We start from the raw sequence: 25,904 nt of genomic DNA on the forward strand, positions 1-25,904 counted from the left end.
GTCGAAGCCGCCGCGGGCCGGGGCCGCGGGAGGCGTTCAGTCCGGGAGCGCGCCGCCGCAGCGGGAGCAGTAGCGGGCTGCCGCCTCGGTGGCGGGCCGGCCGCAGTCGGGGCAGACCCGGTGCAGCAGGCAGGCCGTCTCGCCGCCCTCGTCGGGGGTGGAGGCGGGGGCGGGGGTGGGGGCCGTGGCCGTCCGGGCCGGCGCCTGGGTGCCGCCGATGCCGAGTCCCGGCCGCCGGGTGTGCACGGTGAGGTACGTCATCCCGTCCGGCCCGGCGGTCAGCGACCGCCGGGCGCCCCGGGCCAGCCAGAACACCGAGTGGGGCCGCAGCCGGTGCGGGCCGTCCTGCGTGTCGATCCGCCCGGCGCCCGCCATCACCACCAGCAGGACGTCGAGGGCGGGCTCGGCGTGCTCCGCGATGACCGCGCCGGGGCGCAGCCGGATGAGGTTGGAGTCCAGGCCGCGCCCGGCGCCGGTCAGCCGCCACAGTGCGCCGGTCGCGTCGGCGGGGGCGTCTGCGATCACCGCGTCGAGGTCCGTCAGGAACCCGGCGAGGTGGGGGTGCGTCGTCATGCTGGTCCTTCCCTGCCTTCTGCGCGTGCCCTCGCAGTCATACACGATCACACGGGTCCCGTCGGAGCCGTTGCGCCCATTGCGCCCATCGCACGGTCTTCGGCCGCCACCCCCGTCACCCGTGTCGCACATCCGGCCGATAGGGTCGTGGCCGGATCGCGTCGGCCCCACACCGCTCCGACGCGCGGGCCGTCCGAGGGTCGATCACCCCGGCGACGCGGCCGTCCCTCCCGCCCTGCCCCGCGCGGTCCGCCCGCCACCCGCACCTGAAACCGTCCCGCATGCACTCCAGCACCACCACCGCCGAGGTCCCGCCCACCACCGCGCCGCCCGCACCGACGCGGGCCCCGGCCCGGCCGAGCGCGGCCGCCGCCTTCCACAGCGTCAGCGCCGCGACGACGGTGCTGCTGGGCCTCGTGGCGATCGGGGCGGTGCTCCACGAGCCCGTGCTGATCCCGCCGCTGGCCGCCAGCGCCGCCCTGGTGCACAGCGCGCCCACCCTGCCGCTGGCGCAGCCGCGCGGGGTGGTCGTCGGGCACCTGCTGGGGGCCGTCGTGGGCTTCGGCGTACTGGCCGCGGCGGGCTCCAGTGCGTGGGCGGCGGCCGTGGCGGCCGGGCTCACCCTGGCCGTGCTCACCCTCGCCCGTACCCCGCACTCCCCGGCGGTGGCCACCGCCGTCGTCATCGTGCTCCAGAGCCCGGCGCCCGCCCGGTTCGTCCCGCTGCTGTTCGGGTCGACCGTGCTGCTGGTGCTCACCGGGTACGCCGGCTCGCGCATCCGCCGCAAGGCGCCGAGGTACCCCGCCTACTGGTGGTGACCTGCGGCGTGGCTGCACCGCGCCGGGGGGAGGCGGGCGCTAGTTGTTGTCCTGTGGAAATCTCTACGAAGGACGTCTTCGGGGCCCCGTGCTGGGTGAGTCTGATGGCCCGCGACCTGGAGGCGGCCCAGCGCTTCTACGGTGCGGTCGTGGGCTGGAAGTTCCGCCGGACCCGCCTCGGGGAGGGGTTCTCGCTGGCCGTGCTGGACGGGGTGCCGGTGGCGGGCATCGGGGCCCTGGCAGCGGACCTGGCAGTGCCCGTCGCCTGGACCCCGTACTTCGCCGTCGACGACATCGACGTGGCGGCGAGCCGGATCCGGGAGCGCAGCGGCACGGTCGCGGTGGGCCCGGTCTCCTTCCCCACCGGCGGCCGCGCGGCCCTGGTCGCCGACCTCGACGGGGCGGTCTTCGGGATCTGGGCCGGGCCCGTCTCCGCCGGCTGGCGGGTCGGCGTCGGCCCGGCGCCCGCGTGGCTGGAACTGCGCACCAGGAACGCCTTCGACGCCGCCCTGTTCTACGGGGAGGTCCTGGAGTGGGCCACGGGCCGGGCCGGCTGCTGCGAGGTCTCGTACGAGGAGGAGCGGGTCGTGCTGCGGCACGCGGGGGAACCGGTGGCCCGCATCGACAGCGGCCCCGTCGAGGTGGGCTCCTACAACCCGCACACGCGGCCCCGCTGGCACGTCCACTTCCGGGTGCCCGAGCTGGAACCGGCCGTCGAGGCCGCGCTGGACCTCGGTGGCCGGACCGTCTCGGTGATCACCGAGGACGCCACCGAGCGTTCGATCGCGCTGCGGGACCCGGACGGCGCCCTGTTCACCCTCACGACGTCCGTCACGCCGGCCCCGGCCGCGGACTGAGCCGCCCGGAGTCGCCCGCCGCCGAGCCCGTTGGGACACTGGGCCCGGGAGGTGGTGGGCCGTGGACCCGGTGGCCGCGCTGGACCGGATCGCGTTCCTGCTGGAGCGCGCGCAGGCGCCCACGTACCGGGTACGGGCCTTCCGTACGGCGGCGGCCACACTGACGGCGCTGGGCGCGCGGGAGACCGCCGCGCGGGCCGCGGCCGGTTCCCTGGAGGCCGTCAAGGGCATCGGCCCCAAGACCGCCCGGGTCGTGCGGGAGGCGCTGCGCGGCGAGGTCCCTGAGTACCTGCGCGGACTGGAGGAGGAGGCCGCGGCGCTGCCGGAGCGGCCGCCGCCCCCGCCCGCGGCCACCGCGCTGCGGGCGGCCCTGCGCGGGGACTGCCACCTGCACTCGGACTGGTCGGACGGCGGGAGCCCGGTCGAGGCCATGGGCCGGGCCGCCGCGCTGCTGGGGCACGAGTGGGCGGTGCTGACTGACCATTCGCCGAGCCTGAAGGTGGCCCGGGGCCTGTCCCCCGAGCGGCTGCGCGAACAGCTGGAGGTGGTGGCGGAGCTGAACGCGCGGTGGGCGCCGTTCCGGCTGCTGACCGGCATCGAGTGCGACATCCTCGCCGACGGCTCCCTCGACCAGGAGCCGGAGCTGCTGGACCGGCTCGACCTGGTCGTGGGCTCGGTCCACTCCAAGCTGCGCATGGAGTCCCCCGCCATGACGCGCCGGCTGCTCGCGGCGGTGCGCAACCCGCTCATGGACGTGCTCGGCCACTGCACGGGCCGGCTCGTGACGGGCCGGACCCGTCCGGAGTCCGTCTTCGACACGGAGGCCGTCTTCGCGGCCTGCGCGGAGTCCGGGACGGCCGTGGAGATCAACAGCCGCCCCGAACGCCTCGACCCGCCCCGGCGGCTGCTGCGCCTGGCGGTGTCGGCCGGCGCCCTGTTCGCCGTCGACACGGACGCGCACGCCCCGGGCCAGCTGGACTGGCAGATCCTGGGCTGCGAACGGGCCGTGGAGTGCGGGGTCCCTCCGGAGCGGGTGGTCAACACCTGGCGGGCGGACGACCTCCTCACCTGGACCCGCACCCGCCGCGCCCCGGATGGCCACAGCGCTAGAGGCCCCCGCCCCGGGCCAGGAGGAGCAGGACGTCGCCGCCCGTGACCGCGAGGACGGCGAGGAAGGGGGTCCGGCCCGGGGCCGGGGCGGTGGCCAGGAGCAGGCCGGCGGTCAGGGCCAGCAGGGTCCAGGCGTACGGGGAGGCCGGGCCCGGGGGGCCCAGGACCAGGGCGGTCGTCGAGCCGAGGACCAGCAGGGCGGCCAGCGCGGCCGAGCGCCGGGCTCCCAGCCGCTGCGGCAGGCCCCGTACACCGGTGGCGAGGTCGTCGGCGATGTCGGGCAGGACGTTGGCGAAGTGCGCCCCCGCGCCCAGCAGGGCGGCGGCCGCGGTCAGCCAGGGCGGCGGCCAGGGCGCCCCGGGCAGGCCGAGCGTGACGAAGGCCGGGAGCAGCCCGAAGGCCAGGGCGTAGGGGAGCCAGGACGCGGCCGTGCCCTTGAGGCGCAGGTTGTACGCCCAGGCGGCGGCCACCCCCACCAGGTGCGCGGCGCCCGCGGCCGCTCCGGCGGCCAGGGACAGCGGGACGCACAGCAGCAGGGCCGTCAGCGCGGCGCGGCTCACGGCGCGGGCCGGGACGGCGCCCGTGACCAGGGGTTTGTCGCGGCGGCCGGTGGCCAGGTCGCGCCGCAGGTCGGCGTGGTCGTTGCACCAGCCGACCGAGAGCTGGCCCGCCGCGACGGCCGCCGCGGTGAGGGCGGTGCCCGCGGGCCCGCGCCCCGCGGCGGCGGCCAGCACGGCGGCGAAGACGGTCACGGCGGCGGCCGGGAGGGGGTGGCAGGCGCGCAGCAGGCCGCCGGCCCGGGCGGCGGCGGGCGCGGGCGGCGGGGCCGGGAGGACGGGGGCGGGCACGGCGTCACGCTACGCCGTGACGGCACGTCCGCCGCGTACCTCTCGCGTCCTTCCTGGTGCGGCGGCGGTTCTTCCCTATGTTGGGGCGATGACACGTGTCCTGGCAGTGAGCAGCGTGTTCCCGCCCCACCGGTACCCGCAGGCGCGGATCACGGAGGCTCTCGCCCGTTGTCTGCCGCCCGGTGCGGACACCGGCCTGCTGCGCCGGGTGCACGCCTCGGTGCGGGTCGCCTCCCGGCATCTCGCGCTGCCGCTGGAGCGCTACGGTCCGGGCACCGACTTCGGCACCAGCAACGCCCTGTTCGTCCGTACCGCCCTGGAGCTCGGCGCGTCGGCGGTCGAGGAGGTCCTCGCGGGGGCCGCTCTGACGGCCCCGGAGGTGGACCTCGTCCTGTCGACGACGGTGACGGGGCTGGCCACGCCCTCCCTGGAAGCCCGGCTCGTCGAGCGGACGGGGCTACGGGCCGACGTACGGCGGCTGCCGCTGTTCGGGCTGGGCTGCGCGGCGGGCGCCGCCGGGCTCGGGCGGCTGCACGACCTGCTCGGCGGCCGCCCCGGGGACGCGGGACTGCTGCTGTCGACGGAGCTGTGCTCGCTGACGCTCCAGCCCACGGACACCTCCATGGCGAACCTGGTCGCCGGGGCGCTCTTCGGGGACGGCGCCGGGGCCCTGCTCGCGGTGGGCGAGGACCATCCCCTGCACGCGGACGGGCCGGGACCGCTGGTGGTGGACGCGCGCAGCCGTCTCTACCCGGGCACCGGGCACCTCCTCGGCTGGGACATCGGGCACTGGGGCTTCCGGATGGTGCTGGGCCGTGAACTGCCGGAGCTGGTGCGGCTGCACGTGGCGGAGGAGATCGAGTCCTTCCTCGCCGGGCACGACCTGAAGCCGTCCGACGTCGACGTCTGGATCTGCCATCCGGGCGGCCCGAAGATCCTCGACGTGCTGGCCGGGGCCCTGGGGCTGGCGGAGCCCGCCTTCGCGGCGAGCCGCCGGTCCCTGGCGGAGGTCGGCAACCTCTCCTCCGCGTCCGTCCTGCACATCCTCGGCGCCGTCCAGTCGGCGGGGCCGCCCCCGCCCGGGTCGGTCGCTCTGATGCTGGCCTTCGGGCCGGGCTTCGCCTCCGAACTCGTCCTGCTGCGCTGGTGAGGGCACCGTGCCGACGATCCTCTACCTCCTGATCCTGGTCCTGGTGGCCGCCGAGCGGCTGGCCGAGCTGGCCACCGCCCGGCGGAACGCCGCCTGGAGCCTGGCCCGCGGCGGCCGGGAGTACGGCCGGGGCCACTACCCGGTCATGGTCGCCCTGCACACCGCCCTGCTCGTGGGCTGCGCGGTGGAGGCCGGGTACCGGACGTTCCTGCCGCTGCTCGGCTGGCCGGCGCTGGCCCTGGCGGTGGCGGCGCAGGGGCTGCGCTGGTGGTGCGTGCGGACGCTCGGACCGCGCTGGAACACGCGCGTCATCGTCGTACCGGGCCTGCCGCTGGTGGCGGCGGGGCCGTACCGGTGGCTGCGGCACCCGAACTACGTGGCCGTGGTCGTGGAGGGGCTGGCGCTGCCGCTGGTGCACTCGGCGTGGCTGACGGCTGCCGTGTTCACGGTGGCCGACGCGCTGCTGCTGCGGGCGCGGATCCGCTGCGAGGACGCGGCGCTGGCCGATGCCGGCGGGGCGCCGCGCCCGGTGGGGGCGGCGCGGTGATCGACCTGATCGTCGCGGGCGGCGGCCCGGCCGGGCTGGCGACCGCGATCCACGCGGCGCTGGCGGGGCTGGAGGCGGTGGTGGTCGAGCCCCGGCCGACCCCCATCGACAAGGCCTGCGGCGAGGGGCTGATGCCGGGCGCGGTACGCCGCTTCGAGGAGCTGGGCGTCCCGGTGACGGGCCGTCCGTTCCACGGGATCGGCTACGTCGACGGGGCGACGGGCCAGCGCGCGCAGGCCCTCTTCCGCTCCGGCCCCGGGCGCGGGACCCGGCGTACCGACCTCCAGGCGGCGCTGGCCGGGCGGGCCGCACGGCTCGGCGTACGGGTCCTGGAGCGGCGGGTCGGCGAGGTCACCCAGGACGGACGGCGGGTCACCGCGGCCGGGCTGACGGCCCGCTACCTGGCGGCGGCGGACGGGCTGCACTCGCCGCTGCGCCGCAGCCTGGGCCTGGCGCTGCCCCCCGCTCCGGGACGCCCGGCCCGGTACGGGCTGCGCCGGCACTACGCGGTGGAGCCGTGGAGCGACCTGGTCGAGGTGTACTGGGCGCCGGGGTGCGAGGCGTACGTGACACCGCTCGGGCCCGACCGGATCGGCGTCGCGGTCCTCACCTCGCAGCAGGCGCCGTTCGACGTCCAGTTGGCCCGGTTCCCGCTGCTGGCCGCCCGGCTGCCGGCGCCCGCCGTCGGCGCGGCGGTGCGGGGAGCCGGGCCGCTGCGCCAGCGGGCCCGTACCCGGGTGGCGGGGCGGGTGCTGCTGGTGGGCGACGCCGCCGGGTACGTCGACGCGCTCACCGGGGAGGGGCTGACGCTGGCCGTCGCGGCGGCCGGGGAGCTCGTCCGGTGCGTGCGCGCGGACCGGCCGCAGGAGTACGAGCGGGCCTGGCGGGCCCTGTCCCGGGACTACCGCACCCTGACCGGCGCCCTGCTGTGGGCCCGCCGCCGGCCCCCGCTGGCCCGCCGCATCGTCCCGCTCGCGGCGCGCCTGCCCCGGGTGTTCACGGGGGCGGTGAACCTGCTGGGGCGCTAACCGCTCCTGGGGAGCAACGGTTTGTGGCCCGGGTAGACGTGGTCGGGGGTGACGATGCGGGTGACGGCCTCGCCGAAGAGGGTGCTGGGTTCCTGGCCGTCGGTCTGGACGTCGGTGTTGAGGAGGATGACCATCGTGGCCTGTGCCTCGGGAAGGTAGACGGGGAGGACCTCGTAGCCCGGCAGCGACCCGTTGTGGCCGATCCAGCCCTGGATGTTGAAGATGCCCAGCCCGTAGCCGTCACCGGGGATGTCCATCGGGGTGGTCTTCAGGCGTTCGGCCTGCGTCGCGGGGGTCAGGAGGGTGCCGGTGGCGAGGGTGCGGGCCCAACTGCGCAGGTCCTGCATGTCGGAGATCATCGCCCCGGCGGCCCAGGCCCAGGAGGGGTCCCAGTGGCTCGCGTCCTCGATCCTGCCCGAGGCCGTCTGGTCGGTGTAGCCGTGCGCGTACGGGGCCGGTATCGCCCCGCTCGTGGGGAAGAGCGTGCGGTGCAGTCCGGCCGGCTCCAGGACGTCCTTCGCGATGACGTCGTGGAGCGGCCGGCCGGTGACCTTCTCCACCACCAGGCCGAGCAGGACGAGGTTGGTGTTGGAGTAGTCGAACTCCGCGCCCGGCTCGAACTGCACCGGGTGCCGGAAGGAGTAGTCGAGCAACTGCTGTGGCGTGAACGGCTTGTTGGGATCGGCTTCGAACTTCTCGATGAAGTCGCCGTCCATGCTGTAGTTGAAGAGTCCGCTGCGCATGCCCGCGAGTTGGCGCAGCGTGATGCGGTCCCCGTTCGGAACGCCCTTGACGTACTTGCCGACGGGGTCGTCCAGGCCGGTCTTCTTCTGGTCGACCAGCTGGAGGAGGGCGGTGACGGTGAACGTCTTGGTCTCGCTGCCGATGCGTACGTGGAGGCCCGTCCCCATGGGGGCGCCGGTCGCCTTGTCGGCGACGCCGAAGGTCTTCACGTAGCTCCCCTTGCCGGGGGCCCACAGGCCCACGGTCACGCCCGGGACCTTCGTCTCGCGCATGACCTGGCGTACGGCCGCGTCCAGTTGGGCCGCGACGGCCGGTGTGAGCCGCGCGAAGCCGGTGTCCGGGGAGGGGGCGGCCGAGGCGGACGGCGGCGGGGGCGGGGGCGGGGGCGTCGCCCCGTACGCGGAGCCCGCGACCGCCGGGGCCATGAGCACCGCGGCGGCGGCGACGGCCGCGCCGGTCCGGCGCGGCCGGATGTGGGTTCGCTTCACGGAGTGTTCTCCTGCCGTCCGAAGGACCCGGGGAACAAGCCTAGGCCCGGGCCTCCCCCGTCGCGCGGTGAGCCCGGGGGCCGCCCGGACGGGCGGCGGCCCCGGCCGCTGGGGTGCGGCCGGGGCTGCCGGTCGGTGGCCCCGGGGGGCGTGGGGTCAGGCCTCCTCGTCCGTGCGGGCGCGGGGTGTCCGGTACATCAGGGCCAGGCCCGCCAGGACCGCCGCGGCTCCGGCGCCGAGGACCACCGTGATCCCGGCCCACCCGTGGGGTCCGCCGAGGGCGCCCGTGAGGGGGTCGAAGAACACGATGCCGCCCACGACGTGCAGGGTGACCACCGCGAGGGCCGTCACCGCCGCGGCCCGCCACACCAGCGGGGTGTCCCGGACCGCCAGCAGGGCCCCGAGTCCGAGGCAGAACAGGGCCGCGGCGGGCGGCAGCAGGTCGGCGAGCCCGGACATGGGCGGCGCGGCCAGGTCCCGGGGCAGGTGCAGGACCCCGCAGAGCAGCAGGGCGGCCGCCGTGGGCCAGCGCAGTACGTGGCGCAGCGCGCTCTGGAGGCCGAGCGGGGTCCGGCCGGGGGCGGGTGTCCCGGGGGCGGCGGCCCGGACGGCGCCGCGCGGGGGCTCGGCGCCCTCGGGGTCCCGGCCTTCGGGCCGGTCCTCGGGCCGGTCCTCGGGCCGGTCCTCGGGCCGGTCCGGCTGCGGGGGCGCGGGGGGTGCCTGGGGGACGGGCCGGTCGGTCCTCGGGGACCCGTCGGGGCCGAGGATGCTGACCAGCAGGGCGACGTCCTCGATGGACCGGCCGACGGCCGCCGCCCGCAGGGTGATGTCGGCCTCGACGTCCTCGTCCCCGTGCTCGCCGAGCAGGGCCACCATGTGCCGGACCTCGTGGACGGGCCGGGCGACAGCGGCGGCGCGGAGCGCGTCGTGGCCGCGGTCGGGGAGTTGGCCGGTCTGCTTCAGGAGGTTGACCAGTGCGGTGACCTCTTCGACGGGGCGGCAGGTGGCCGCCGTCTCCAGCAGGGTCCGTATGGGTTCGGTGCGGGGCCCGGCCTGCGGGTCGCTCTGCGGGTCGGTAGGGGGCTCGGTACGCGGCTCGGGCTGTGAGTCGGCCTGCGGCTCGGTGCCCAGCTCGGGCTGCGGCTCGGTCTGCCACTCGATGCGCGGCTCGGGCTGCGGCTCGGTCTGCCGCTCGGGTCCCGGCCCGGCCGGGGCTTCGGCCATGACGACGGGAGCGGCCGGCGCGACCTCGGCCTGGACGGCGGCCGGTGGCGTGTCCGGGAGCCCGGGGAGCGCGGCCCCGGAGAAGGCGGCGTCGGGGTGCGGGACCACCTCGGGCCGGGGGACGTCGGGGAGCGGGAGGGCGGGGGGAGGGCCGGCGGTCGGCTGCGGGGTGGCGGGAGGGCCGTCGCGGTCGTCGTGCTGCGTCGCCGCCAGGGTGCTGGGGTCGTTCATGGAAAGCTCCGTTCGCCGACGCGCGGGTCTACACATCGCGCGCCGGTCATCGTGCGTCATGGGAATCGCACGCTCTGTTACATTCAGCGGCATCCGCCCGCACTGCGCCATTCGGGGCGGGCAAACGGGGGTCTCCCCGGGCGCGCCGGGCCCCCGGGGCCGGACACGCCGGGGCCAAGGCGTCGCGCCGCCGCTCGCGCGCTGCACAGTGGGCGGGTTCACTCGTCCAGAAGGGGTGTCGCCCGTGCCGGATCCAAGTCCCGCCCGCAGCCGGCGCCCCGGGCGCCGGGTGACGGCCGTCCTGCTGCCCGCGCTGTTCCTGCTCTGCGCCGCCGCCTCGGGACCGCCCGCCGCCGGGGCCCCGGGCCCCGGGCGGCCGGTGGTCGAGGTCGCCGAGGGGCCCGTACGGGGCCGCGCGCACGGCGCGTACGACACGTTCGACGGCGTCCCCTACGCCGCCGCGCCGACCGGCCCGCTGCGCTGGCGCCCGCCGCGGCCCGCGCCGCGCCGCGCCGGGGTGCTGGACGCGGGGGCGCCCCGGGCGCGGTGTCCGCAGCTCCCGGCGATCGGGCCGGGCGGGCCGAGCGGCTCGGAGGACTGCCTGTTCCTGAACGTCACCGCACCGGCGGGGCGCGGCGCCGGCCGCCCCGTCATGGTGTGGTTCCACGGTGGCGGCTTCCGGCTCGGCTCCGGGGACCTCTACCGGCCCGACCCGCTGAGCGTGCGCGGCGACGCGGTGGTCGTCACGGTCAACTACCGGCTCGGCGTCCTCGGCTTCTTCGGCCACCCCGAGCTGGGCGGCGCCCCGGACTTCGGGATCGCCGACCAGCAGGCGGCGCTGCGCTGGGTCCGCGCCAACGCGGCCCGGTTCGGCGGTGACCCGGACCGGGTCACCGTGTTCGGGGAGTCGGCGGGCGGGCTCAGCGTCTGCGCGCACCTGGTCTCCCCCGCCTCGGCGGGGCTGTTCGCCCGGGCGATCGTGCAGAGCGGCTCCTGCTCGACCACGATGCCGCCCTACTCGGTGCTGCCGACCCTCGGGACCTACGAGCCTTTCGTGCCCGAGGCGCGCACGGTCGCGGACGGGGTGGCGGCGGCGGCCGAACTCGGCTGCGGCGGGCGGCCCGCCGGGACGGTGCTCGACTGCCTGCGCGCCCTGCCCCCGGGCCGGCTGGTGACGCCCGCGCTGATGGATCGCTTCTCCGGGGTCGCGTACGGGAACTCCGTGCTGCCCGTGGAGCCGCGGCGGGCCCTGGAGAGCGGGCGCTTCCACCGGGTGCCGGTGATGCAGGGCAGCACGCTGGACGAGATGCGGCTGTTCATCGCCCAGACCCTGGACGCGTATCCGGTGGGCGGCGGCCAGGCCTACCGGGACCGGCTGCGGACCTCCTTCGGCGCGTCGGCCCCGGCCGTGGAGGCGGAGTACCCGCAGGCGGCGTTCCCGACGGCCGCGCTGGCCTGGGCCACCGCGCTGTCCGACGCCTCCTTCACCTGCCCGACGCTGCGGGACAGCCGGGCGCTGGCCCGCCACGTGCCGACGTACGGCTATCTCTTCAGCGACCGCGGGGCGCCGAACTTCACGGGCCTGCCCGAGCCGGCGGGCTTCCCGTACGGGGCCGCGCACGGGTTCGAGCTGCCCTACCTGTTCACCACGGCGCCGCTGGCCCCGGCGCAGCGGACGCTGTCGGACCGGATGACCGGGTATTGGACGCGTTTCGCCCGCGGCGGCTCGCCGAACGGGCCGGGGAGCCCCGCGTGGCCGGTGTTCGGCTCCTCCCCCGCCTCGGTGCTGAGCCTGGGCCCGGGGGACGGCGGGATCCGTCCGGTCGACGCGGCGACGGCGCACCACTGCGCACTGTGGGACTCGCTGCCGCCGCCCGCGCCGACGACGACCGCCCCCGACCGAAAGGTGACCCCGTGAGCGGCCTGCGCGAGCTCCTGGACGCGTACGTGGACGACGGTTCGCTGCCGGGGGCGGTGGCCCTGGTGGCGCGCGGGGACCGGGTCGAGACCGTCGCCGTCGGCCGCGCCGAGGCGGGCGGCGGCGCCCCGATGGCCCGCGACAGCATCTTCCGGGTGGCGTCGCTGACGAAGCCCGTCGTCGCCGCGGCGGCGATGGCGCTGGTCGACGACGGCCTGCTGGCGCTGGACGCCCCGGTGGCGCGGTGGCTGCCCGAGCTGGCCTCGCCGGTGGTGGTCCGCAGGCCGGACGGGCCGGTGGACGACGTGGTTCCGGCGGTGCGGCCGGTCACGGTGGAGGACCTGCTGACCTTCCGGGCGGGCTGGGGCTTCCCTTCGGACTTCTCCTTCCCGGCGGTCGGCCTGCTCTTCAGCGAGCTGCGGCAGGGGCCTCCGCAGCCGCAGGCGGTCGCGCCGCCGGACGCATGGACCAAGGTCCTGTCCCGGATCCCGATGCTGTACCAGCCGGGCGAGGCCTGGCTGTACAACACCTGCTCCGACATCCTCGGCGTGCTGATCGCCCGGGTGTCGGGGCGGACCCTGCCCGAGTTCCTCTCGGAGCGGGTCTTCGGACCGCTGGGCATGGCCGACACCGGTTTCGCGGTACCGGCGGGCGATCTGGGCCGGTTCACGGGCTGCTACCGGGCGGGGGCGGACGGCGGTCCGCTGGAACTGGTCGACGCCCCCGACGGGCAGTGGAGCCGCCCGCCGGCCTTCCCCTCGGGGGCGGGCGGACTGGTCTCCACCGCCTCCGACCTGTACGCCTTCGCCCGGATGCTGCTCGCCACGGGCCGTACGCGGGACGGGCGGGCGCTGCTCTCGCCGGAGTCCGTCCGGCGGATGACCACCGACCGGCTGACCCCGGCGCAGCGGGCGGCATCGGAGGTGTTCCTGGAGGGCCAGGGGTGGGGTTTCGGCGGATCGGTCGACGTGGCGCGCAGGGAGCCCTGGAACGTGCCCGGCCGCTACGGATGGGTGGGCGGGACGGGGACGGCCGCGCACGTCGTGCCGTCGACGGGGGCCGTCACCGTCCTCCTGACCCAGGTCGCGCTGCCCGGGCCGTCGCCGCTGCCCGCCGTGATGCGTGACTTCTGGCGGTACGCGGCCTCGGTCTGAGGCCGCGTTACAGGCGGACCTCCCAGCTCGCGGTGGAGCTCAGGGTGCGGGCGATCTCGGGGTCCCGGACGGAGGGGCTGCGGTCCTCGGCCGTCACCGACAGCCGGTGGGTGCGCAGGTCGAACAGCCACAGTTCGGCCACGCGCACCTCGGTGCGGCCCTCGAACCTCCGCAGCTCGCGGCCGTCCAGGTACCAGCGGACCACGGGCTGGCGGCCGTCGGGCCCTGCCAGGTGCGGGACGGCGGCCTTCGCGGTGTGGCGCGCACGCAGGACCCGGTCGGCCGGGGTGAGGGGGGTGACCAGGTTCGCGTGCCGGTGGAAGCCGGCGATCATCGCCTCGACGCCGGGCAGGTTGAAGGGTTTGCCGAGGATCCGCATCAGTGAGTTGTCGGTGGGGCGCCGGAGCCCGGTGACGTAGTAGCCGCCGCCCTCGTACGCGCCTACGGTGCCGCCGTCGGGGGAGGTCTCGCCGAGCCAGCGGTACCACTTGGCGCGGCGGTCCGTCAGCCGGGCGGCGTCCAGGGTGGTGGTGTTGGGGTCGGCGGGCTCGGGGCCGGTGTACTTCTCGTAGTCGGGGACTCCGGGGTAGAAGTACTCGTCGGCGAGTTTGCCGAGGGAGTGCCCGGTCTCGTGGATGGCGACCTGGCCGGACTTGGGGTGGCCCGCGGAGGCGGTGGAGATGCCCTCGTAGCCGAGGGTGGCGCTGGGTTCGTTGTATCCGGCGCCGCCGTACTTGGCGCTGTTGGCCAGGACGAGGACCAGGTCGGCGGCGGGTGCCTTGGCCACGTAGGCGTCGACCTTCGGCTGGTCGACGCAGAGCAGCCGTTCGATGCCCTCGCACCAGAAGTAGGAGCCGAGGGCGGTGTCGCGGACGGTGCCCGGGTCGGGGTCGCCGGAGACCCCGGACTGGGCGGAGACGGCGTCCACGGTCCAGACGTTGAAGAGGTCGCGGTAGGTCGTGTAGGGCTCCACCGCCGTCACTTCGGCCCATTTGGCGCGTGCGTCGGCGTGGAACCGGTCGAGTTCGTCGGCGGTGTAGCCGTCGCCGATGACGACGACGTCCAGCCGGTCGGCGGTGGGGCCGTTGTCGATCATCTTGGTGACGGCTCCGTCGGCCGCCCGGGCGGCCCCGGACAGGAGCGGGGCCGGCTTCGCGCGCCCTGCGGCGGGTACCCGGATGTGGCCGGATCCGGCGTCCTGGCCCTGTTCGGGCCCGGGTATCTCGACCTCCACGCCCGGCCTGCGGGGCGGGTCGGCCGCGTCGGCGGGCGCGGCCTGGGCCAGCAGCGCGGCGCCCGCGCAGGCTGCCGCGAGCGTCGCGCGGACGGCCGATCGGACGGCTGCTCTCATGAAGTCCTCCACGGACAAAGGAAGTTAAGCAGGAATGTAAACAGAGTGAACCGGCTGCTTAAATTAGGGGCCGTGCGAGGGCGTGCGCAATGGCCCGCTCACGCTGAATACTGGGGAGCGCGAGCGACGGGCGCCGCATCGGGGGGACTTCATGGACGAACCGGCCGAGATCGGCCGCCGGGTGCAGCGGCTGCGTGCCGAACGCGGTCTGACCCAGCGGCAATTGGCGGAGCCCTCGTACACCCCGGCCTACGTCTCCACCCTGGAGGCGGGCAAGGTGCGGCCCTCCGAGACCGCGCTGCGCTTCCTCGCGGGGCGGCTCGGCACCTCCTACGAGGAGCTGGCGACGGGGCGTCCGGCCCATCTGGCCACCGAGCTGCGCCTCGCCCTGACCGACGCCCAGCGCACCCTGGCCACCGGCTCCGCGGAGGAGGCAGCCGTCCAGTTCCGCGCCCTGCTGGCCGGGGCGGAGCGGCTGGGGCTGCCCGGGGAGCGGGCCGAGGCGCTGCTCGGACTGGGCGACTGCGCCCTGGAGGCCGGTGAACTGGCGGAGGCGGCCGGGCACTTCGAGGCGGCGGAACTCCTGCTGGCGGACGAACCGCTCCCCCGCCGGGCCCGCCCGATCCGCGGCAGGGCCGTCGCGCACCTGCTCGCCGGGGAACTGCGGTACGCCTGCTACCTGCTGGAGTCGGCGATCGACGCCCTGAACGCGGGCGGGCTCGGCGATCCGGAGGCGCTGGTGCTGCTGTACTCGGCGGTCATCGGCCCGTACATCGACATGGGCGCGCACGCCCGCGCCGCCCACGCGGCCGAGCTGGCGCTGGCGCTGGCGCCGCAGGTCGGGGATCCGGCACTGGTGGCGGGCATGCACCGGCAGGTGGCGCGGACCTTCCTCGCCGAGGGGCGGGCCGCCGATGCCGACGCCTCGCTCGCGAAGGCCCAGGCGGTGTACCGGCAGCTGCGGCTGCGGACCGACCTGGCGCACTGCCACTGGATGCGCGGGTACGTCCAGGCGCAGCACGGGGAACTGGTGGCGGCGGAGCGGGAGTTGCGGCTCGCGCGGGAGATGCTGGCGGCCCGCCGGGCGGTGCTGTACACGGCGCAGGTGGAGGTGGAGCTGGCGGACGTGCTGCGCCGGCTGGGCCGGTACGAGGAGGCGGCCGAGCTGGTCTCGGGGCTGCTGGAGCCGGGCGCCGGGGCGGGGTCCGGGCCGGGCGCGGTGCACGCGGGCGGTGCGCACCGGCTGCTCGGGCTGATCGCGCAGGAGCGCGGGCGGACCGAGGCGGCCGAGGAGCACTACGTACGGGCGTTGGCGCTGCTGGAGCGCAGCGGCGCGAGCGGGGACCTCGCGGACCTGTGCCGGCTGCTGGGCGACCTGCTGCGCCGCGAGGGCCGCACCGAGGCGGCGCTCGACGCCTACCGCACGGGTCTCGGCCACCGCTCGGCCCCGGGCACGACCACCCTGGGCCCGGCCCCGACGGCCCCGGCGTTCCAGCTGCCCGCGACGACACCGCAGGCGGGGCCATGGCCTGGTTGAGGTGGCCCCGCCTGCGGTGTGGGGTCAGTGGTTCTCGGTGGGCTGGAGGTCGCGCGGGATCAGTGCCCAGGTGGTGGCCGCGGCGGCGACCGCCAGGGCGGCGGCCATCAGGAAGGCCGGGGTGATCGCCAGGGTGTAGGCCTGCGAGGCGGTGTCCAGGAGTGCCTGGCCGACGGAGCCGCCGAGCCGCTCGGCGACGTGCGCCGCCTCGCCCACGGAGTCCTGTACGGAGCTGGCGGTGGGGCCGTCCAGGTCGAGCACCGGCAGGTTGCCCCGGTAGAGGGCGGCGGCGGTGCTGCCGAGGATGGCGACGCCCATGGCGGAGCCCAGTTCGTAGCAGGTCTCCTCGATGGCGGCCGCGCTGGAGACCTCGTCGGCGGGCGCGGCGGAGACCAGGGTGACGGAGGCCACGGTGGTGGCGATGCCGACGCCCAGCCCCATGACGGTCAGCGCCACCGCGAAGGCCGGGTAGCCGAGTTCGGTGAACTGCTGGAAGGACCAGGGCAGTGCCATGCCGGCGGCGAGGACCACCAGTCCGGCGCCCAGCACGTGCCGGATCGGGAAGCGGTGCATCAGCGCGGGGGCGACCATCGAGGCGCAGATCAGTGCGAGCGGTGCGGGCAGCAGGCGCAGCCCGGCTTCCAGAGGGGTGTAGCCCTGGCCGTACTGGAACCACTGGGTGACGAGGAAGAGGATGGCGCCCATGCCCACCATCGGCAGGAAGATCGCGGTGGCGGCGACGCTGAAGGCGGGCTTGGCGAACAGCCGTACCTGGAGCAGCGGGTGGTCCACGCGCAGCTGGCGGCGGACGAACACGGTGAGCGCGACGGCGGCCAGGACGAGCAGGGCCCAGGGCAGCGGGTCGGCGGCTCCGCTCTTGCCGAGCTGCTTGATGCCGCCGGCGAGGGCGAGCATGCCGACGATCGACTGGCCGACGCCCCACCAGTCCCAACGACCTCCGGCGCTGCGCGGGTTGCGCGATTCGGGCAGGTAGCGCAGTCCGGCGGCGACGATGAGGGCCGCGACGGGCAGGTTGAGGAGGAAGGCGGAGTGCCAGCCGTAGTCCTGGACGAGGAGGCCGCCGACGACGGGGCCGAAGGCCATGCCGCCGCCGAAGACGGCGGCCCAGACGGCGAGGGCGAAGGCGCGTTCCTTGGCGTCGGTGAAGACGCTGCGCAGGATCGACAGGGTGGACGGCATGATGGCCGCGCCGCCTATGCCGAGCAGGGCGCGGGCGGCGATGACGTGCCAGGCCTCGGTGGACAGCACGGCGATCAGGGACGCGGCGGAGAAGATGCCGAAGCCCGCCATGAGCAGCCGCTTGCGGCCCCAGCGGTCGCCGAGGGCGCCGGCGGTGACCAGCAGCCCGGACAGGGCGAGCGCGTAGACGTCGATGATCCACAGCTGCTGGACGGCGCCCGGCTGGAGGTCGGCGACGAGCGAGGGGAAGGCCACGTTGAGGATCGTGGTGTCCATCGAGATGAGCAGGAGGCTGCCGGAGAGGATCGCCAGGACGATCCAGCGACGCGGGTCCAGCGTGGGGGTGTGCATGGGGTTCCGTTCAGATGTGTGCACGGGGTGCCGCCCGGGGCGGCATGTCAGGCTGCGGGGGCCGGAGCCGGCGGCGGCCAGGGGGGCCGCGCTCCCCCGAGGAAGGACGTGAGGACGAGCCGGCCGATCTCGCGGGGGGCCAGGTGGCCGTCGCGTACGCCTTCGGCGGCGGCGTCGAGCAGGCCCCACAGCGAGTACCAGATCCAGTACGGCGGCAGGTCGGCGCGCAACCGCCCCAGCCGCTGGCCGAGGGCGAGGAAGGCGAGGGCCCGCTGGTCCTGGCGGTCGATCCCGGCGCGGAACGCGGGGTCGGCGAGGACGGTGGCGTCGCGCGAGGTGAAGCCGTAGAGGTGGGCGGCGGGCAGCAGGGCGACGACGAGCTCCTCGAGCGCGGCGTCGAAGGCGGCGCCGTCGGCGGTCGCCCCGTCCAGGTCGACGGGGGCCAGGCAGCCGTCGACCACCTCGATGGCCCGGGCGGCGACGGCCTTGAGCAGTGCCTCGCGGGTGGCGTAGCGGCGGCTCAGGGTGGCCCGGCTGGTCCCGATGCCGGCCGCGATCTGCACCATCGAGGCGCTGTGGTCGCCGGCGAGGACGCGTGCTGCGGCGTCCAGTAGTTCTTCTTCGCGCACCATGATGAGCCTCCTTCGCCTCGAATGATACAGATCTGTCTCACTCGACGCAAAGATGACTCACCCTCGCAGGGGTGAGCCCCCGCACCCGGGACAGGGCGCGGGGGCTCAGGGGGCGATCACCAGGAGGACTTGCGCACCCCCGGCAGCAGGCCGGCGTGCGCCTGCTCGCGCACGCGGATCCGGGAGAGCCCGAACGTGCGCAGGTGGCCGCGCGGGCGCCCGTCCACAGCGTCGCGGTTGCGCACCCGGGTGGCGCTGGCGTCGCGGGGCTGGCGGCGCAGTCCGGCGAGGGCGAGGGCGCGCTCCGCCCGGGTCGAGGAGGGCCGGCGGAGCACTTCCTTGAGCTCCGCGCGCCGGGCGGCGTACCGCGCGACGACCTCCTTGCGCCGTTCGTTGCGGGCGATCTTGCTCCGCTTCGCCATCAGACCTTCCCTCCGCGCGCCCGGATGCGGGCGACGGCGGCCTCGACGCCGATGGCGTCCACGGTCTTGACGGCCCTGGCGCTCAGCGTGAGGCGTACGGAGCGCCCCTCGCCCGCCAGCCAGTACCGCTTGCGCTGGATGTTGGGGTCGAAGCGGCGCGAGGTGCGCCGGTGCGAGTGGGAGATGTTGTTGCCGAATCCCGGCTTGGCGCCGGTCAGCTGGCAGTGGGCGGACACGGGGTGACCTGCCTCTCTCGGAGAGTGTTGTTGGTAATGGAAATCATTGTCATATACTAGGGCCATGGCTCGCAACGAAGTACGCCCGGTCGTCAAGCTCCGCTCCACGGCCGCAAGCGGCTACACCTACGTCACCCGCAAGAACCGCCGCAGCGACCCGGACCGGATGGTCCTGCGCAAGTACGACCCCGTGGTCCGCCGGCACGTCGACTTCCGCGAGGAACGCTGACCCCGCAAGACCCCCGGCCCGTACCCGCTCCCGCTCGCCCGCCCCGATCCGAAGGACCTGCCATGCAGCCCGGAATCCACCCCGCCTACGGCCCCGTCGTCTTCCGCGACAAGGCCGCCGACTTCGCCTTCCTGACCCGCTCGACGGCCACCAGCGACAAGACCGTCGTCTGGGAGGACGGCCGGACCTACCCCGTCGTCGACGTCGAGATCTCCTCCGCGAGCCACCCCTTCTACACGGGCACGGCGCGGGTCCTGGACACCGCCGGACGCGTCGAGCGCTTCCAGCGCCGCTACGGGAGCGCCTCGTGAGCCTGCCCGTCCTGATCGTCGGCGGACTGCACGCCGACGCCCGCGCGACCGTGGTGGAGGGGCTGCTCGCCGCCGTCCCCGGCAGTGTCGCCCTCCACCACGACCTCTCCACGGCGGCGGACACCGGCACGGTACGGCGCACCGTGCGCGACGCGTCGGGCCGCCTGGAGTCGGGGGAAACCCCGCTCGTCAACGACTGCGCCTGCTGCGCGCTGCGCGAGGACCTGGTCCCGGAGCTGCGGCGGCTGGCCGCCGACGGGACGGCCGCGCTGGCCGTGGTCGAACTGTGGGACTCCGTGGAGCCCCGGGCGATGGCCGAGGTGATCGCCGCCCACGGCGGTGAGCTCCTCGACCTGTCCAACGTGGTGACGGCGGTCGACCCCGCGCTGGCGCTGGCCGCCCTCGCCAACGGGGACGACCTCGCGGAGGCCGGACTGGCCTCGGCCGCCACCGACCGGCGGACCGTCGGGGACACCTGGGCGCGCCAGCTGGAGTACGCGGCCGTCCTCGCGCTGGTCGACAGCCCCGAAGCCGACGAGAGCGATCTCGCGCTCCTGGCGCAGCTGCACCCGACGGCCCGCCGGGTGGCCGCCGGCTCCCCGGAGCTGGTGCGGCTCGCGTTCGCCGGCTTCGACACCGAGGCCGCGGCCGCCGCCCAGCATCCGGCGTGCGCGCTGCTGCCGCAGGAGGCGGACGAGGCCGGGGTGGCCACCCTCGTCTGGCACCGGTGCCGGCCCTTCCACCCGGAGCGGCTGTACGCCGCGCTGGAGGACCTGGCCTGCGCGGCGGCCCGCAGCCGGGGCCGGTTCTGGCTCGCCGACCGGCCCGACACCCTGCTCTCCTGGGAGGCGGCGGGCGGCGCGCTGCTGGTGGAGGACAACGGCCCGTGGCTGGCCTCGCTCCCCGACGCCGCCTGGGAGCTGGTGCCCCCGGTGCGCCGGGCCGCCGCCGCCCTGGGGTGGCACCCCGAGCACGGCGACTGCTGCCAGCACCTCGTGTTCACCTCGCCCGGGCTCGACGCCGACGGGCTGCGGGGGCTCCTGGAGTCCTGCCTGCTGACGGACGCCGAGTTCGGGCAGGGGCGCAAGGGGTGGAAGCGGCTGCCGGCCGCCTTCGACGCCCTGCTCGACCCCGTCGCGTAGTCCCCCGTCGCGTAGACCGGCGTACAGCCGTGAACCACAAGACCCGTACATCCATCGAGGAGTTCTCGTGCCCCGCCCCCGTACCCCGCTCCGCGTGAAGCCCGACCGGCACCGTCCCAATCCCCTGGACGCCGCGGGGATCACGCACATCGACTACAAGGACACCGAGCTGCTGCGGAGGTTCCTCTCCGACCGGGGCAAGATCCGCGCCCGCCGGGTCACCCGGGTCTCGGCCCGGCAGCAGCGGCTGCTGGCCGCCGCCGTGAAGAACGCCCGGGAGATGGCCCTGCTGCCGTACGCCTCGCGCTGAACCGCTGAACTGCTGAGCCGCGCCGTCAGTCCTCGCCCGCCGTGCGGGCGCGGGCGCCCGAGCGGGTCCGGGCGGTGGCCTGGGCCCGCTGCGGGTGGCGGCGTACGTACTCGTCCTCCAGCTCCCGCAGGCGCTGCGTGTGGGTGGCCAGGGCCTCGTCCGAGCCGTGCAGCAGGGTCTCGTGGCGGGTGCGGTGGATGGTCTCCAGCTCCTTGAGCAACCGGCCGTCCTCCAGCTCGCTCGCCGCCGGTCCGCCCGTGTGCTCCGCCATGGGTACCACCTCCGCGTCCGGGGACCGCTGCGCCCCACGTCTCACGGTAACCGGGTCGGGGTGGGACGACGACCCGGTGTCAGTCCTCCCCCGGCCCGGCGGCCGCGTGGGCGCGCAGCGCCGAGCGGACCGACCAGGCCACCGAGACGAGGGGGACGGCGACCACCGCGCCCACCACCCCGGCGGCGATGGCTCCCGCGATCACCGAGACGGCCACCACCAGGGGGTGCAGCCGGACCGCCCGGCTCATCACCAGCGGATGCAGCAGGTGTCCCTCGATCTGCCCGATCACCACGATCAGCGCGACCACCACGCCCGCGATCACCGGCCCCTTCGCGGCGAGCGCGACCACGGCGGCGATGGCGAGCGCGACGGGCGAGCCGACGAGCGGGATGAAGGCCGCGAAGAACTCCAGCAGGGCCAGCGGCACGGCGAGCGGCACCCCGAGGAAGTAGAGGGCCACCCCGACCAGGACCGCGTTGGTCGCCGCGACGATCACGATCCCGTGGGTGTAGCCGGTGAAGGTGCGCCAGGCCGCCCGCCCGGCGACGTCCACCCGCTCGCGGGCCGGCCCGGGCAGCTGCGCGCGGAACCACGTCCATTGCCGTTCGCCGCCGTGCAGGAAGAACACCGAGGAGAACACCGCCAGGGCCAGCACCGTCAGCACCTGCACGACGTGCCCGGCCCCGCTGACGGCCGTGTTCAGCAGGGTGGAGCGGTGGCTCGACAGGTAGTCGCCGATCCGGGACTGGATGTCGGACAGCGCCTTGGGGTCCAGCCGGAAAGGCGGGCGGGCCAGCCACCTCTCGATGCTGGCGAGGCCTTCGCGGAACTCCCGGACCAAGGTGGTGCTCTCCCCCGCCACCGCCTCGCCGACCAGGGCCAGCACACCGAGCACCAGCAGCACGCTGGTGACCAGGCTGACGGCGACCGCGAGGGAGCGGGGCACGACGCGGGCGAGGCGCCGGGTGGGCCGCGAGAGCAGGGCGGTGACGACGAGTCCCAGGAAGAGGGCCACACCGATCTCGTGGAAGCGGCCCAGCACGGCGAAGACGGCGTAGACGGCGGCGCCGACGACCAGCAGCCGCCAGGCGTAGGCGGCTGCCGTACGCAGGAACGGGGACACCGGCGGCATGACCCATGGGTGCCACGCCCGGCTCCCGCTGCCACGTGCCGGGCCCCGCATTCGTCCGTCCGGGGAGAAAATCCTTTGCCGACGACGGCCCCGCCGACGCACGATGGCCGGTCGTGAGCACCTCCCGTTTCGCCTCCGTCCTGCCCGACCTCGCGCCCTGGCGCTCCAGCCGGGACTTCCGGCTGCTGTTCTTCCAGGGGACGGTCACCTTCTTCGGCTCGTTCATGGCCATGATCGCGCTGCCGCTCCAGATCAAGCACCTGACCGGCTCGCCGCTGGCGGTCGGAGCCATGGGCGCGGTGGAGCTGGTCCCGCTGGTGGTCTGCGGGCTGTACGGGGGCGCCCTCGCGGACGCCGTCGACCGGCGGCGGCTGATCCTGCTGACCGAGGCCGGGCTCGGGGTACTCGCGCTGGTCCTGCTGGTGAACGCGCTGCTCCCGGTTCCGCTGCTGTGGCCGCTGTACGTGGTGGCGGCCGGGGTGTCGGCGCTGACCGGGCTCCAGCGGCCGGCCCTGGACTCCCTGATGGCGCGGATCGTGCCGCACGACCAGCTGAGCGCGGCCGCCGCGCTCAACGGGCTGCGCTACCAGTTCGGCGCGATCGCCGGCCCGTCGGTGGCCGGTGTGGTCGTGGCGTACGCCGGTTACGCCCCGGCGTACGGCGTCACCGTCGTCGGGTTCCTCGTCTCGGTGGCCCTGTGCACGCGGCTCAGCCCGGCGCCGCCGGTCAAGGGCGGGGAGCGGCCCTCGTTGCGGGCGATAGCCGAGGGCGCGCGGTACGCATGGAGCCGGCCGGTGCTGCTGGGCACGTACGCCGTCGACCTGGCGGCGATGTTCTTCGCGTTCCCGAACGCGATCTTCCCCTTCCTCGCCGACGAGCTGGACGCCGTGTGGGCACTGGGGCTGATGTACGGGGCGGGCGCGGTCGGTTCGCTGCTGCTGGGCCTGACCAGCGGATGGGTGTCGCGCGTACGCAGGCACGGGCTGCTGGTGGTGTGCGGGGCGGCGGTGTGGGGGCTGGCGATCGCGGCCGCCGGCTGGTTCTCGGGGATCTGGCCGGTCCTGTTGTGCCTGGCGGTGGCGGGCGCGGGCGACATGCTGAGCGGGCTGGGCCGGGCCACGATCTGGAACCAGACGATCCCCGAGCAGCTGCGCGGGCGGCTCGCGGGGATCGAGGTGCTCTCGTACAGCGTGGGCCCGCAGCTCGGACAGGTCCGGGCGGGCACCATGGCGGGCTGGACGGGTACCCGGCCGGCCTTCTGGAGCGGGGGCCTCGCCTGCGTGGCGTCCGTGGCACTGCTGGCGGCGCTGCTGCCGAAGCTGATCTCGTACGACTCCGACACCGACGAGGACGCGCTGCTGCGGCGGGCCGCCCGGGAGGAGCGGACGGCGGGCGTCGCGGCGGGCTGAGCGGCGGCCTGGCGGCGGGCGCCGTGGCGCGCCCGAACGGCGGATTCCACGGTGCGCGCGGGGGCCCCGGCCGGGAGGGTGACGCCATGGGCTCATGGTGGTACCGCAACATCCTGGAGCCGGGCAAACTCCCGCTGCTGCTGGCACTGTCCGCGTTCGTCGTGACCTTCGCCGTGACCCGGATGATCACACGGATGATCCGGGCCGGGAAGGGCCCCTTCCGCAATGTCACCCCGGGCGGTCTGCACGTCCACCACGCCGTACCCGGGGTGATCCTGATGACCGTAGGCGGGTTCACGGCCATCGCGGGCGGCCGCACGGGGTGGGGGGCCGCGGTGGCGGCCGTGCTGTTCGGGATGGGGACCGGGCTCGTACTGGACGAGTTCGCGCTGATCCTGCACCTGAGCGACGTCTACTGGAGCAAGGAGGGCACCCTCAGCGTGGAGGTCGTGATCATGACCTCGGCGCTGGCGTCGCTGCTGCTGTGCGGGTTCCTGCCGCTCGGGGTGGACGGCCTGACCCCGGATCAGGAGCAGAACCGGCTGACGGCCGTCGGGACGGTGGTGTTCAACCTGCTGCTGGCCGTCGTGGCGCTCTACAAGGGCAAACCCCGGATGGCGGTCCTCGGGGCGATCGTTCCGCTGATCGCCCTGGTCGCGGCGGTGCGCCTGGCCCGGCCGGTGTCGCCCTGGGCGCGGAAGTTCTACCGGGGCCGGCCCAGGACTCGGGCCCGCACCATCAAGCGGGCGTACCGGCACGACCGGCGCTGGAGCGGGCTGCGCCGCCGCGTGGACTACCTGATCGGCGGGGCACCCAGCCGGTGAGCGGGCGCGGGTCCCCGGACGTCCGCCCGGGGACCCGGGCCGTCAGACGGTGGCGGGCGCTGCGTCGAGCTCCCAGGCGTGGCGCTTGAACTCGCGGCGGAAGTCGGCGTGGTCCTCCCACTGGCGGGCGATCCCCCGCAGCACGTCCCAGTGGTGCTCGACGGACTGGTCGATGATGCTGCGGGTGCGCGCCTCGGCGGTCGCGCGCTGTTCGAGGAGTCCCTTGACGGCGGAGGCCTCCAGGACGCTGTTGCGCAGGGCGCGCAGCGCGCGGGAGGTGTCGTCCATCGCGAAGCCGCTCTCGCTGCCGCTCTCCGCCTCGAACAGCGGGGTGAGCCGGGCCTCGATGAACGCGGTGATCCGCTCGAAGTGCTGGACGTCCATCAGGGTTCTCCCTCTCCCGCCGCGCGGGCGCCTGGCACGTCGCGGCTCGTCGGTGCGGCTCAAAGACTGAGCTCAGGTACAAGATACGAGGTGGCGACGGCTCGCCCGGCACAGGTCCCCGGCAGGGGCGGCCGCCTACGGCCCGCCGGGCGTCTGCTCGTCCTGCGGGTCCTCGTTGTCCTGCGTGTCCTGGTCGTCCTGGTCGTCCTGCGCGGGCTCGTCCTCGTCGGGCGGAAGGATCTGGAGGATCTCGCGGGAAGACGTCACGACGTAGCGGATCTCGGTGTCGCCGTCGATTTCGGGCGGGGAGATACGGGCGCGGAGCTGCTCCTGTTTCGCCGCCACCGAGTTGTCGAAGTCGTGCCAGCGCCCCTTGAGCTCGATCTGGGTGAGGCGTTCGGTCAGTTCGGTCGCGGCCGCATCGGCGTCCTCCAGCTGATGGACCTGCGACTCCAGGAACTTCCGCAGTGCGGCGTAGGGATTGGCGGGGTCCGCGAGCGCTACCGCCGCCGCGTCGGCGAGCATCGCCTTGCGTCGTATCGCGATCGCCGCTCGCGCCAGGTGGAGCTCCCGGACGAAGTGGTCCGTCTCCTTCGTCCGGCCGCCGAGGGCCTCCTCCAGACGGCGGTAATCGACCTTGCCGTCGTCTTCCACCAACCCGTCGATGACGCCGCGGTGCTTCTCCAGGAACTGCTGGGAGCGGTGGAACTCGTCGTACGCACTCTTCATCGCGAGTTCGAGATCCGGCTTGTGGCCGTCGAGCATCAGGCTGATCGCGCGGGACAACTGGGTATCGGCCGACCGCTGGTCCTTGATCCGTTCGACGTAGTGACGCTCCTCCTGGCGGTCCAGGGCGGCTTCGATCCGGCGCTGGTGTGCTCGCTGTTCGCGTTGGGTCACCATGTCGATGGCCAGGACGGTTCCGGCGACGGCCAGCGCCGGCCAGCCCGCCACGACCGCTCCTCCGGCTGCGACGGGCTTCAGAACGGCGTGTGCTGTCGTGCCGCCGCTGCGGGAGAACCCTCTGAACCCGGAAGTTCCGACGGCCTTGACGAGCTCCGCGCCCTTGGGCAGTACCACCCGGAACAGCGTCGGGCTCTTCGGGTCGAGGGCCTCGACGATCCCGACCATCGCCTGCTGGGCCGCCGCGTTCACGGGCACGGTCCGGAACTTCGCGACCTCCGACTCGCTGACCGGGTGGTACTCGACGGCGACCGGCGCCACTGCGGCTTCGAGCGCGTCCCAGATCGCGGCGGACGACGAGCCGGCGGACCGGAGGACGTCCTCGGGGACCAGAAGCCCTGCGGGAGGGAAGTCGGGCCGGGCTTCGGCCTCTGCCGAGGTGGTGGTGGTGCTTCGCGAGGATCTCCGGAGCAGCCACGCGGTGACGAGCACGGCGACCGCGACGACGACGACCAGCACAACAGGTATGGGCATCAGGCCACGTCACGTCCTCCGGCAGGCTGCGGT

At 75.2% G+C, this 25,904-nt stretch carries 28 protein-coding genes; 15 read left to right on the forward strand and 13 right to left on the reverse strand.

Translation table 11 applies throughout. From position 1 onward, the window contains the following. Nucleotides 1-36: 36 nt before the first annotated feature. Nucleotides 37-573: a hypothetical protein gene (locus tag OOK31_RS01730; RefSeq protein WP_267010509.1), complete on the reverse strand. Its 537-nt coding sequence runs from the start codon at nucleotides 571-573 to the stop codon at nucleotides 37-39. 281 nt (nucleotides 574-854) lie between these two features. Between OOK31_RS01730 and OOK31_RS01735 the strand changes: the two genes are divergently transcribed. From OOK31_RS01735 to OOK31_RS01745, 3 genes are all read left to right on the forward strand, one after another. Then, a complete protein-coding gene (locus OOK31_RS01735; protein WP_267010510.1) occupies nucleotides 855-1,391 on the forward strand; it encodes an HPP family protein in 537 nt (178 codons plus the stop codon). 104 nt (nucleotides 1,392-1,495) lie between these two features. Then, a complete protein-coding gene (locus OOK31_RS01740) occupies nucleotides 1,496-2,248 on the forward strand; it encodes a VOC family protein (protein WP_267010511.1) in 753 nt (250 codons plus the stop codon). Between the two features lie 61 nt (nucleotides 2,249-2,309). Further along, nucleotides 2,310-3,404: a PHP domain-containing protein gene (locus OOK31_RS01745; protein ID WP_267010512.1), complete on the forward strand. Its 1,095-nt coding sequence runs from the start codon at nucleotides 2,310-2,312 to the stop codon at nucleotides 3,402-3,404. On the opposite strand, the gene OOK31_RS01750 is transcribed toward OOK31_RS01745, so the two are convergent. Continuing rightward, nucleotides 3,355-4,206, reverse strand: coding sequence for a UbiA family prenyltransferase (locus tag OOK31_RS01750; RefSeq protein WP_267010513.1), 852 nt, complete (start codon nucleotides 4,204-4,206; stop codon nucleotides 3,355-3,357). The genes OOK31_RS01745 and OOK31_RS01750 overlap by 50 nt on opposite strands. 88 nt (nucleotides 4,207-4,294) lie before the next feature. On the opposite strand from OOK31_RS01750, the gene OOK31_RS01755 reads away from it, so the two are divergent. From OOK31_RS01755 to OOK31_RS01765, 3 genes are read left to right on the forward strand one after another with little or no spacing between them, the layout of a single operon-like run. Beyond that, nucleotides 4,295-5,356, forward strand: coding sequence for a type III polyketide synthase (locus tag OOK31_RS01755; RefSeq protein ID WP_267010514.1), 1,062 nt, complete (start codon nucleotides 4,295-4,297; stop codon nucleotides 5,354-5,356). 7 nt (nucleotides 5,357-5,363) lie between these two features. Further along, the gene (locus OOK31_RS01760; protein ID WP_267010515.1) at nucleotides 5,364-5,903 is read left to right on the forward strand and encodes an isoprenylcysteine carboxyl methyltransferase family protein; all 540 of its coding nucleotides are present in this window, start codon (nucleotides 5,364-5,366) and stop codon (nucleotides 5,901-5,903) included. Further along, nucleotides 5,900-6,931 (forward strand): NAD(P)/FAD-dependent oxidoreductase, encoded by a 1,032-nt coding sequence (locus OOK31_RS01765; RefSeq protein WP_267010516.1) that lies wholly within the window; start codon nucleotides 5,900-5,902, stop codon nucleotides 6,929-6,931. Before OOK31_RS01760 ends, OOK31_RS01765 begins: the two co-directional genes overlap by 4 nt. Here OOK31_RS01765 and OOK31_RS01770 read toward each other — a convergent pair. Further along, a complete protein-coding gene (locus OOK31_RS01770) occupies nucleotides 6,928-8,100 on the reverse strand; it encodes a serine hydrolase (protein ID WP_267011798.1) in 1,173 nt (390 codons plus the stop codon). The genes OOK31_RS01765 and OOK31_RS01770 overlap by 4 nt on opposite strands. 219 nt (nucleotides 8,101-8,319) lie before the next feature. Then, nucleotides 8,320-9,618 carry a hypothetical protein gene (locus OOK31_RS01775; protein WP_267010517.1) on the reverse strand — a complete coding sequence of 433 codons (1,299 nt, stop codon included), beginning with the start codon at nucleotides 9,616-9,618 and terminating at the stop codon, nucleotides 8,320-8,322. Nucleotides 9,619-9,862: 244 nt separating this feature from the next. Here OOK31_RS01775 and OOK31_RS01780 point away from each other — a divergent pair, with 244 nt between their 5' ends. Together OOK31_RS01780 and OOK31_RS01785 are read left to right on the forward strand one after the other, a co-directional pair. Continuing rightward, nucleotides 9,863-11,536 carry a carboxylesterase/lipase family protein gene (locus tag OOK31_RS01780; protein ID WP_267010518.1) on the forward strand — a complete coding sequence of 558 codons (1,674 nt, stop codon included), beginning with the start codon at nucleotides 9,863-9,865 and terminating at the stop codon, nucleotides 11,534-11,536. Then, nucleotides 11,533-12,690, forward strand: coding sequence for a serine hydrolase (locus OOK31_RS01785; RefSeq protein ID WP_267010519.1), 1,158 nt, complete (start codon nucleotides 11,533-11,535; stop codon nucleotides 12,688-12,690). Before OOK31_RS01780 ends, OOK31_RS01785 begins: the two co-directional genes overlap by 4 nt. Nucleotides 12,691-12,697: 7 nt before the next feature. Here OOK31_RS01785 and OOK31_RS01790 read toward each other — a convergent pair whose 3' ends face one another. After that, nucleotides 12,698-14,041, reverse strand: a complete 1,344-nt coding sequence (locus OOK31_RS01790) for a M64 family metallopeptidase (RefSeq protein ID WP_267010520.1) — start codon at nucleotides 14,039-14,041, stop codon at nucleotides 12,698-12,700. 151 nt (nucleotides 14,042-14,192) lie between these two features. On the opposite strand from OOK31_RS01790, the gene OOK31_RS01795 reads away from it, so the two are divergent. After that, nucleotides 14,193-15,578, forward strand: coding sequence for a tetratricopeptide repeat protein (locus OOK31_RS01795; protein ID WP_267010521.1), 1,386 nt, complete (start codon nucleotides 14,193-14,195; stop codon nucleotides 15,576-15,578). A gap of 24 nt (nucleotides 15,579-15,602) precedes the next feature. On the opposite strand, the gene OOK31_RS01800 is transcribed toward OOK31_RS01795, so the two are convergent. The 4 genes from OOK31_RS01800 to rpmB all read right to left on the reverse strand — a co-directional run bounded on the left by OOK31_RS01800 (nucleotide 15,603) and on the right by rpmB (nucleotide 18,419). Continuing rightward, the gene (locus OOK31_RS01800) at nucleotides 15,603-17,129 is read right to left on the reverse strand and encodes an MFS transporter (protein ID WP_267010522.1); all 1,527 of its coding nucleotides are present in this window, start codon (nucleotides 17,127-17,129) and stop codon (nucleotides 15,603-15,605) included. A 47-nt stretch (nucleotides 17,130-17,176) separates the two neighbouring features. Beyond that, nucleotides 17,177-17,761, reverse strand: a complete 585-nt coding sequence (locus OOK31_RS01805; protein WP_267010523.1) for a TetR/AcrR family transcriptional regulator — start codon at nucleotides 17,759-17,761, stop codon at nucleotides 17,177-17,179. A 116-nt stretch (nucleotides 17,762-17,877) separates the two neighbouring features. Next, nucleotides 17,878-18,183, reverse strand: a complete 306-nt coding sequence (gene rpsN / locus OOK31_RS01810; protein WP_267010524.1) for a 30S ribosomal protein S14 — start codon at nucleotides 18,181-18,183, stop codon at nucleotides 17,878-17,880. Continuing rightward, the gene (rpmB, locus tag OOK31_RS01815; RefSeq protein WP_267010525.1) at nucleotides 18,183-18,419 is read right to left on the reverse strand and encodes a 50S ribosomal protein L28; all 237 of its coding nucleotides are present in this window, start codon (nucleotides 18,417-18,419) and stop codon (nucleotides 18,183-18,185) included. The genes rpsN and rpmB overlap by 1 nt, the downstream gene beginning before the upstream one ends. Before the next feature lie 64 nt (nucleotides 18,420-18,483). Between rpmB and rpmG the strand changes: the two genes are divergently transcribed. From rpmG to rpsR, 4 genes are all read left to right on the forward strand, one after another. Continuing rightward, nucleotides 18,484-18,648, forward strand: a complete 165-nt coding sequence (gene rpmG, locus OOK31_RS01820) for a 50S ribosomal protein L33 (protein WP_267010526.1) — start codon at nucleotides 18,484-18,486, stop codon at nucleotides 18,646-18,648. Nucleotides 18,649-18,710: 62 nt separating this feature from the next. Next, on the forward strand, nucleotides 18,711-18,959 hold the full coding sequence (locus OOK31_RS01825; protein WP_267010527.1) for a type B 50S ribosomal protein L31: 249 nt from the start codon (nucleotides 18,711-18,713) through the stop codon (nucleotides 18,957-18,959). Further along, nucleotides 18,956-20,101 (forward strand): GTP-binding protein, encoded by a 1,146-nt coding sequence (locus OOK31_RS01830; RefSeq protein WP_267010528.1) that lies wholly within the window; start codon nucleotides 18,956-18,958, stop codon nucleotides 20,099-20,101. The genes OOK31_RS01825 and OOK31_RS01830 overlap by 4 nt, the downstream gene beginning before the upstream one ends. A 67-nt stretch (nucleotides 20,102-20,168) precedes the next feature. Further along, nucleotides 20,169-20,411, forward strand: coding sequence for a 30S ribosomal protein S18 (gene rpsR / locus OOK31_RS01835; protein WP_267010529.1), 243 nt, complete (start codon nucleotides 20,169-20,171; stop codon nucleotides 20,409-20,411). A 25-nt stretch (nucleotides 20,412-20,436) separates the two neighbouring features. Here rpsR and OOK31_RS01840 read toward each other — a convergent pair whose 3' ends face one another. Further along, nucleotides 20,437-20,682 carry a DUF6158 family protein gene (locus tag OOK31_RS01840; RefSeq protein ID WP_267010530.1) on the reverse strand — a complete coding sequence of 82 codons (246 nt, stop codon included), beginning with the start codon at nucleotides 20,680-20,682 and terminating at the stop codon, nucleotides 20,437-20,439. Nucleotides 20,683-20,761: 79 nt separating this feature from the next. Then, nucleotides 20,762-21,817 (reverse strand): AI-2E family transporter, encoded by a 1,056-nt coding sequence (locus tag OOK31_RS01845; RefSeq protein ID WP_267010531.1) that lies wholly within the window; start codon nucleotides 21,815-21,817, stop codon nucleotides 20,762-20,764. A gap of 113 nt (nucleotides 21,818-21,930) precedes the next feature. On the opposite strand from OOK31_RS01845, the gene OOK31_RS01850 reads away from it, so the two are divergent. Beyond that, the gene (locus tag OOK31_RS01850) at nucleotides 21,931-23,226 is read left to right on the forward strand and encodes an MFS transporter (RefSeq protein WP_267010532.1); all 1,296 of its coding nucleotides are present in this window, start codon (nucleotides 21,931-21,933) and stop codon (nucleotides 23,224-23,226) included. An 86-nt stretch (nucleotides 23,227-23,312) separates the two neighbouring features. After that, on the forward strand, nucleotides 23,313-24,050 hold the full coding sequence (locus OOK31_RS01855) for a hypothetical protein (protein ID WP_267010533.1): 738 nt from the start codon (nucleotides 23,313-23,315) through the stop codon (nucleotides 24,048-24,050). Nucleotides 24,051-24,092: 42 nt separating this feature from the next. Here the strand turns inward: OOK31_RS01855 and OOK31_RS01860 are convergent, their stop codons facing one another. After that, complete coding sequence (locus tag OOK31_RS01860) at nucleotides 24,093-24,434, reverse strand: hypothetical protein (RefSeq protein WP_267010534.1); 342 nt, start codon at nucleotides 24,432-24,434, stop codon at nucleotides 24,093-24,095. Between the two features lie 135 nt (nucleotides 24,435-24,569). After that, on the reverse strand, nucleotides 24,570-25,871 hold the full coding sequence (locus tag OOK31_RS01865) for a hypothetical protein (RefSeq protein WP_267010535.1): 1,302 nt from the start codon (nucleotides 25,869-25,871) through the stop codon (nucleotides 24,570-24,572). Between the last annotated feature and the right edge of the window lie 33 nt (nucleotides 25,872-25,904).

Origin of the sequence: Streptomyces sp. NBC_00249 (assembly GCF_026342355.1) — a bacterium.
GTDB lineage: Bacteria > Actinomycetota > Actinomycetes > Streptomycetales > Streptomycetaceae > Streptomyces.

Coding starts and splice junctions, on each gene's coding strand:
- OOK31_RS01730 (WP_267010509.1), bottom strand. CDS start 573: ATGACGACGCACCCCCACCTCGCCGGGTTCCTGACGGACCTCGACGCG.
- OOK31_RS01735 (WP_267010510.1), top strand. CDS start 855: ATGCACTCCAGCACCACCACCGCCGAGGTCCCGCCCACCACCGCGCCG.
- OOK31_RS01740 (WP_267010511.1), top strand. CDS start 1,496: ATGGCCCGCGACCTGGAGGCGGCCCAGCGCTTCTACGGTGCGGTCGTG.
- OOK31_RS01755 (WP_267010514.1), top strand. CDS start 4,295: ATGACACGTGTCCTGGCAGTGAGCAGCGTGTTCCCGCCCCACCGGTAC.
- OOK31_RS01770 (WP_267011798.1), bottom strand. CDS start 8,100: ATGGCCCCGGCGGTCGCGGGCTCCGCGTACGGGGCGACGCCCCCGCCC.
- OOK31_RS01775 (WP_267010517.1), bottom strand. CDS start 9,618: ATGAACGACCCCAGCACCCTGGCGGCGACGCAGCACGACGACCGCGAC.
- OOK31_RS01790 (WP_267010520.1), bottom strand. CDS start 14,041: ATGAGAGCAGCCGTCCGATCGGCCGTCCGCGCGACGCTCGCGGCAGCC.
- OOK31_RS01795 (WP_267010521.1), top strand. CDS start 14,193: ATGGACGAACCGGCCGAGATCGGCCGCCGGGTGCAGCGGCTGCGTGCC.
- OOK31_RS01800 (WP_267010522.1), bottom strand. CDS start 17,129: ATGCACACCCCCACGCTGGACCCGCGTCGCTGGATCGTCCTGGCGATC.
- OOK31_RS01805 (WP_267010523.1), bottom strand. CDS start 17,761: ATGGTGCGCGAAGAAGAACTACTGGACGCCGCAGCACGCGTCCTCGCC.
- rpsN (WP_267010524.1), bottom strand. CDS start 18,183: ATGGCGAAGCGGAGCAAGATCGCCCGCAACGAACGGCGCAAGGAGGTC.
- rpmG (WP_267010526.1), top strand. CDS start 18,484: ATGGCTCGCAACGAAGTACGCCCGGTCGTCAAGCTCCGCTCCACGGCC.
- OOK31_RS01825 (WP_267010527.1), top strand. CDS start 18,711: ATGCAGCCCGGAATCCACCCCGCCTACGGCCCCGTCGTCTTCCGCGAC.
- OOK31_RS01840 (WP_267010530.1), bottom strand. CDS start 20,682: ATGGCGGAGCACACGGGCGGACCGGCGGCGAGCGAGCTGGAGGACGGC.
- OOK31_RS01845 (WP_267010531.1), bottom strand. CDS start 21,817: ATGCCGCCGGTGTCCCCGTTCCTGCGTACGGCAGCCGCCTACGCCTGG.
- OOK31_RS01855 (WP_267010533.1), top strand. CDS start 23,313: ATGGGCTCATGGTGGTACCGCAACATCCTGGAGCCGGGCAAACTCCCG.
- OOK31_RS01860 (WP_267010534.1), bottom strand. CDS start 24,434: ATGGACGTCCAGCACTTCGAGCGGATCACCGCGTTCATCGAGGCCCGG.
- OOK31_RS01865 (WP_267010535.1), bottom strand. CDS start 25,871: ATGCCCATACCTGTTGTGCTGGTCGTCGTCGTCGCGGTCGCCGTGCTC.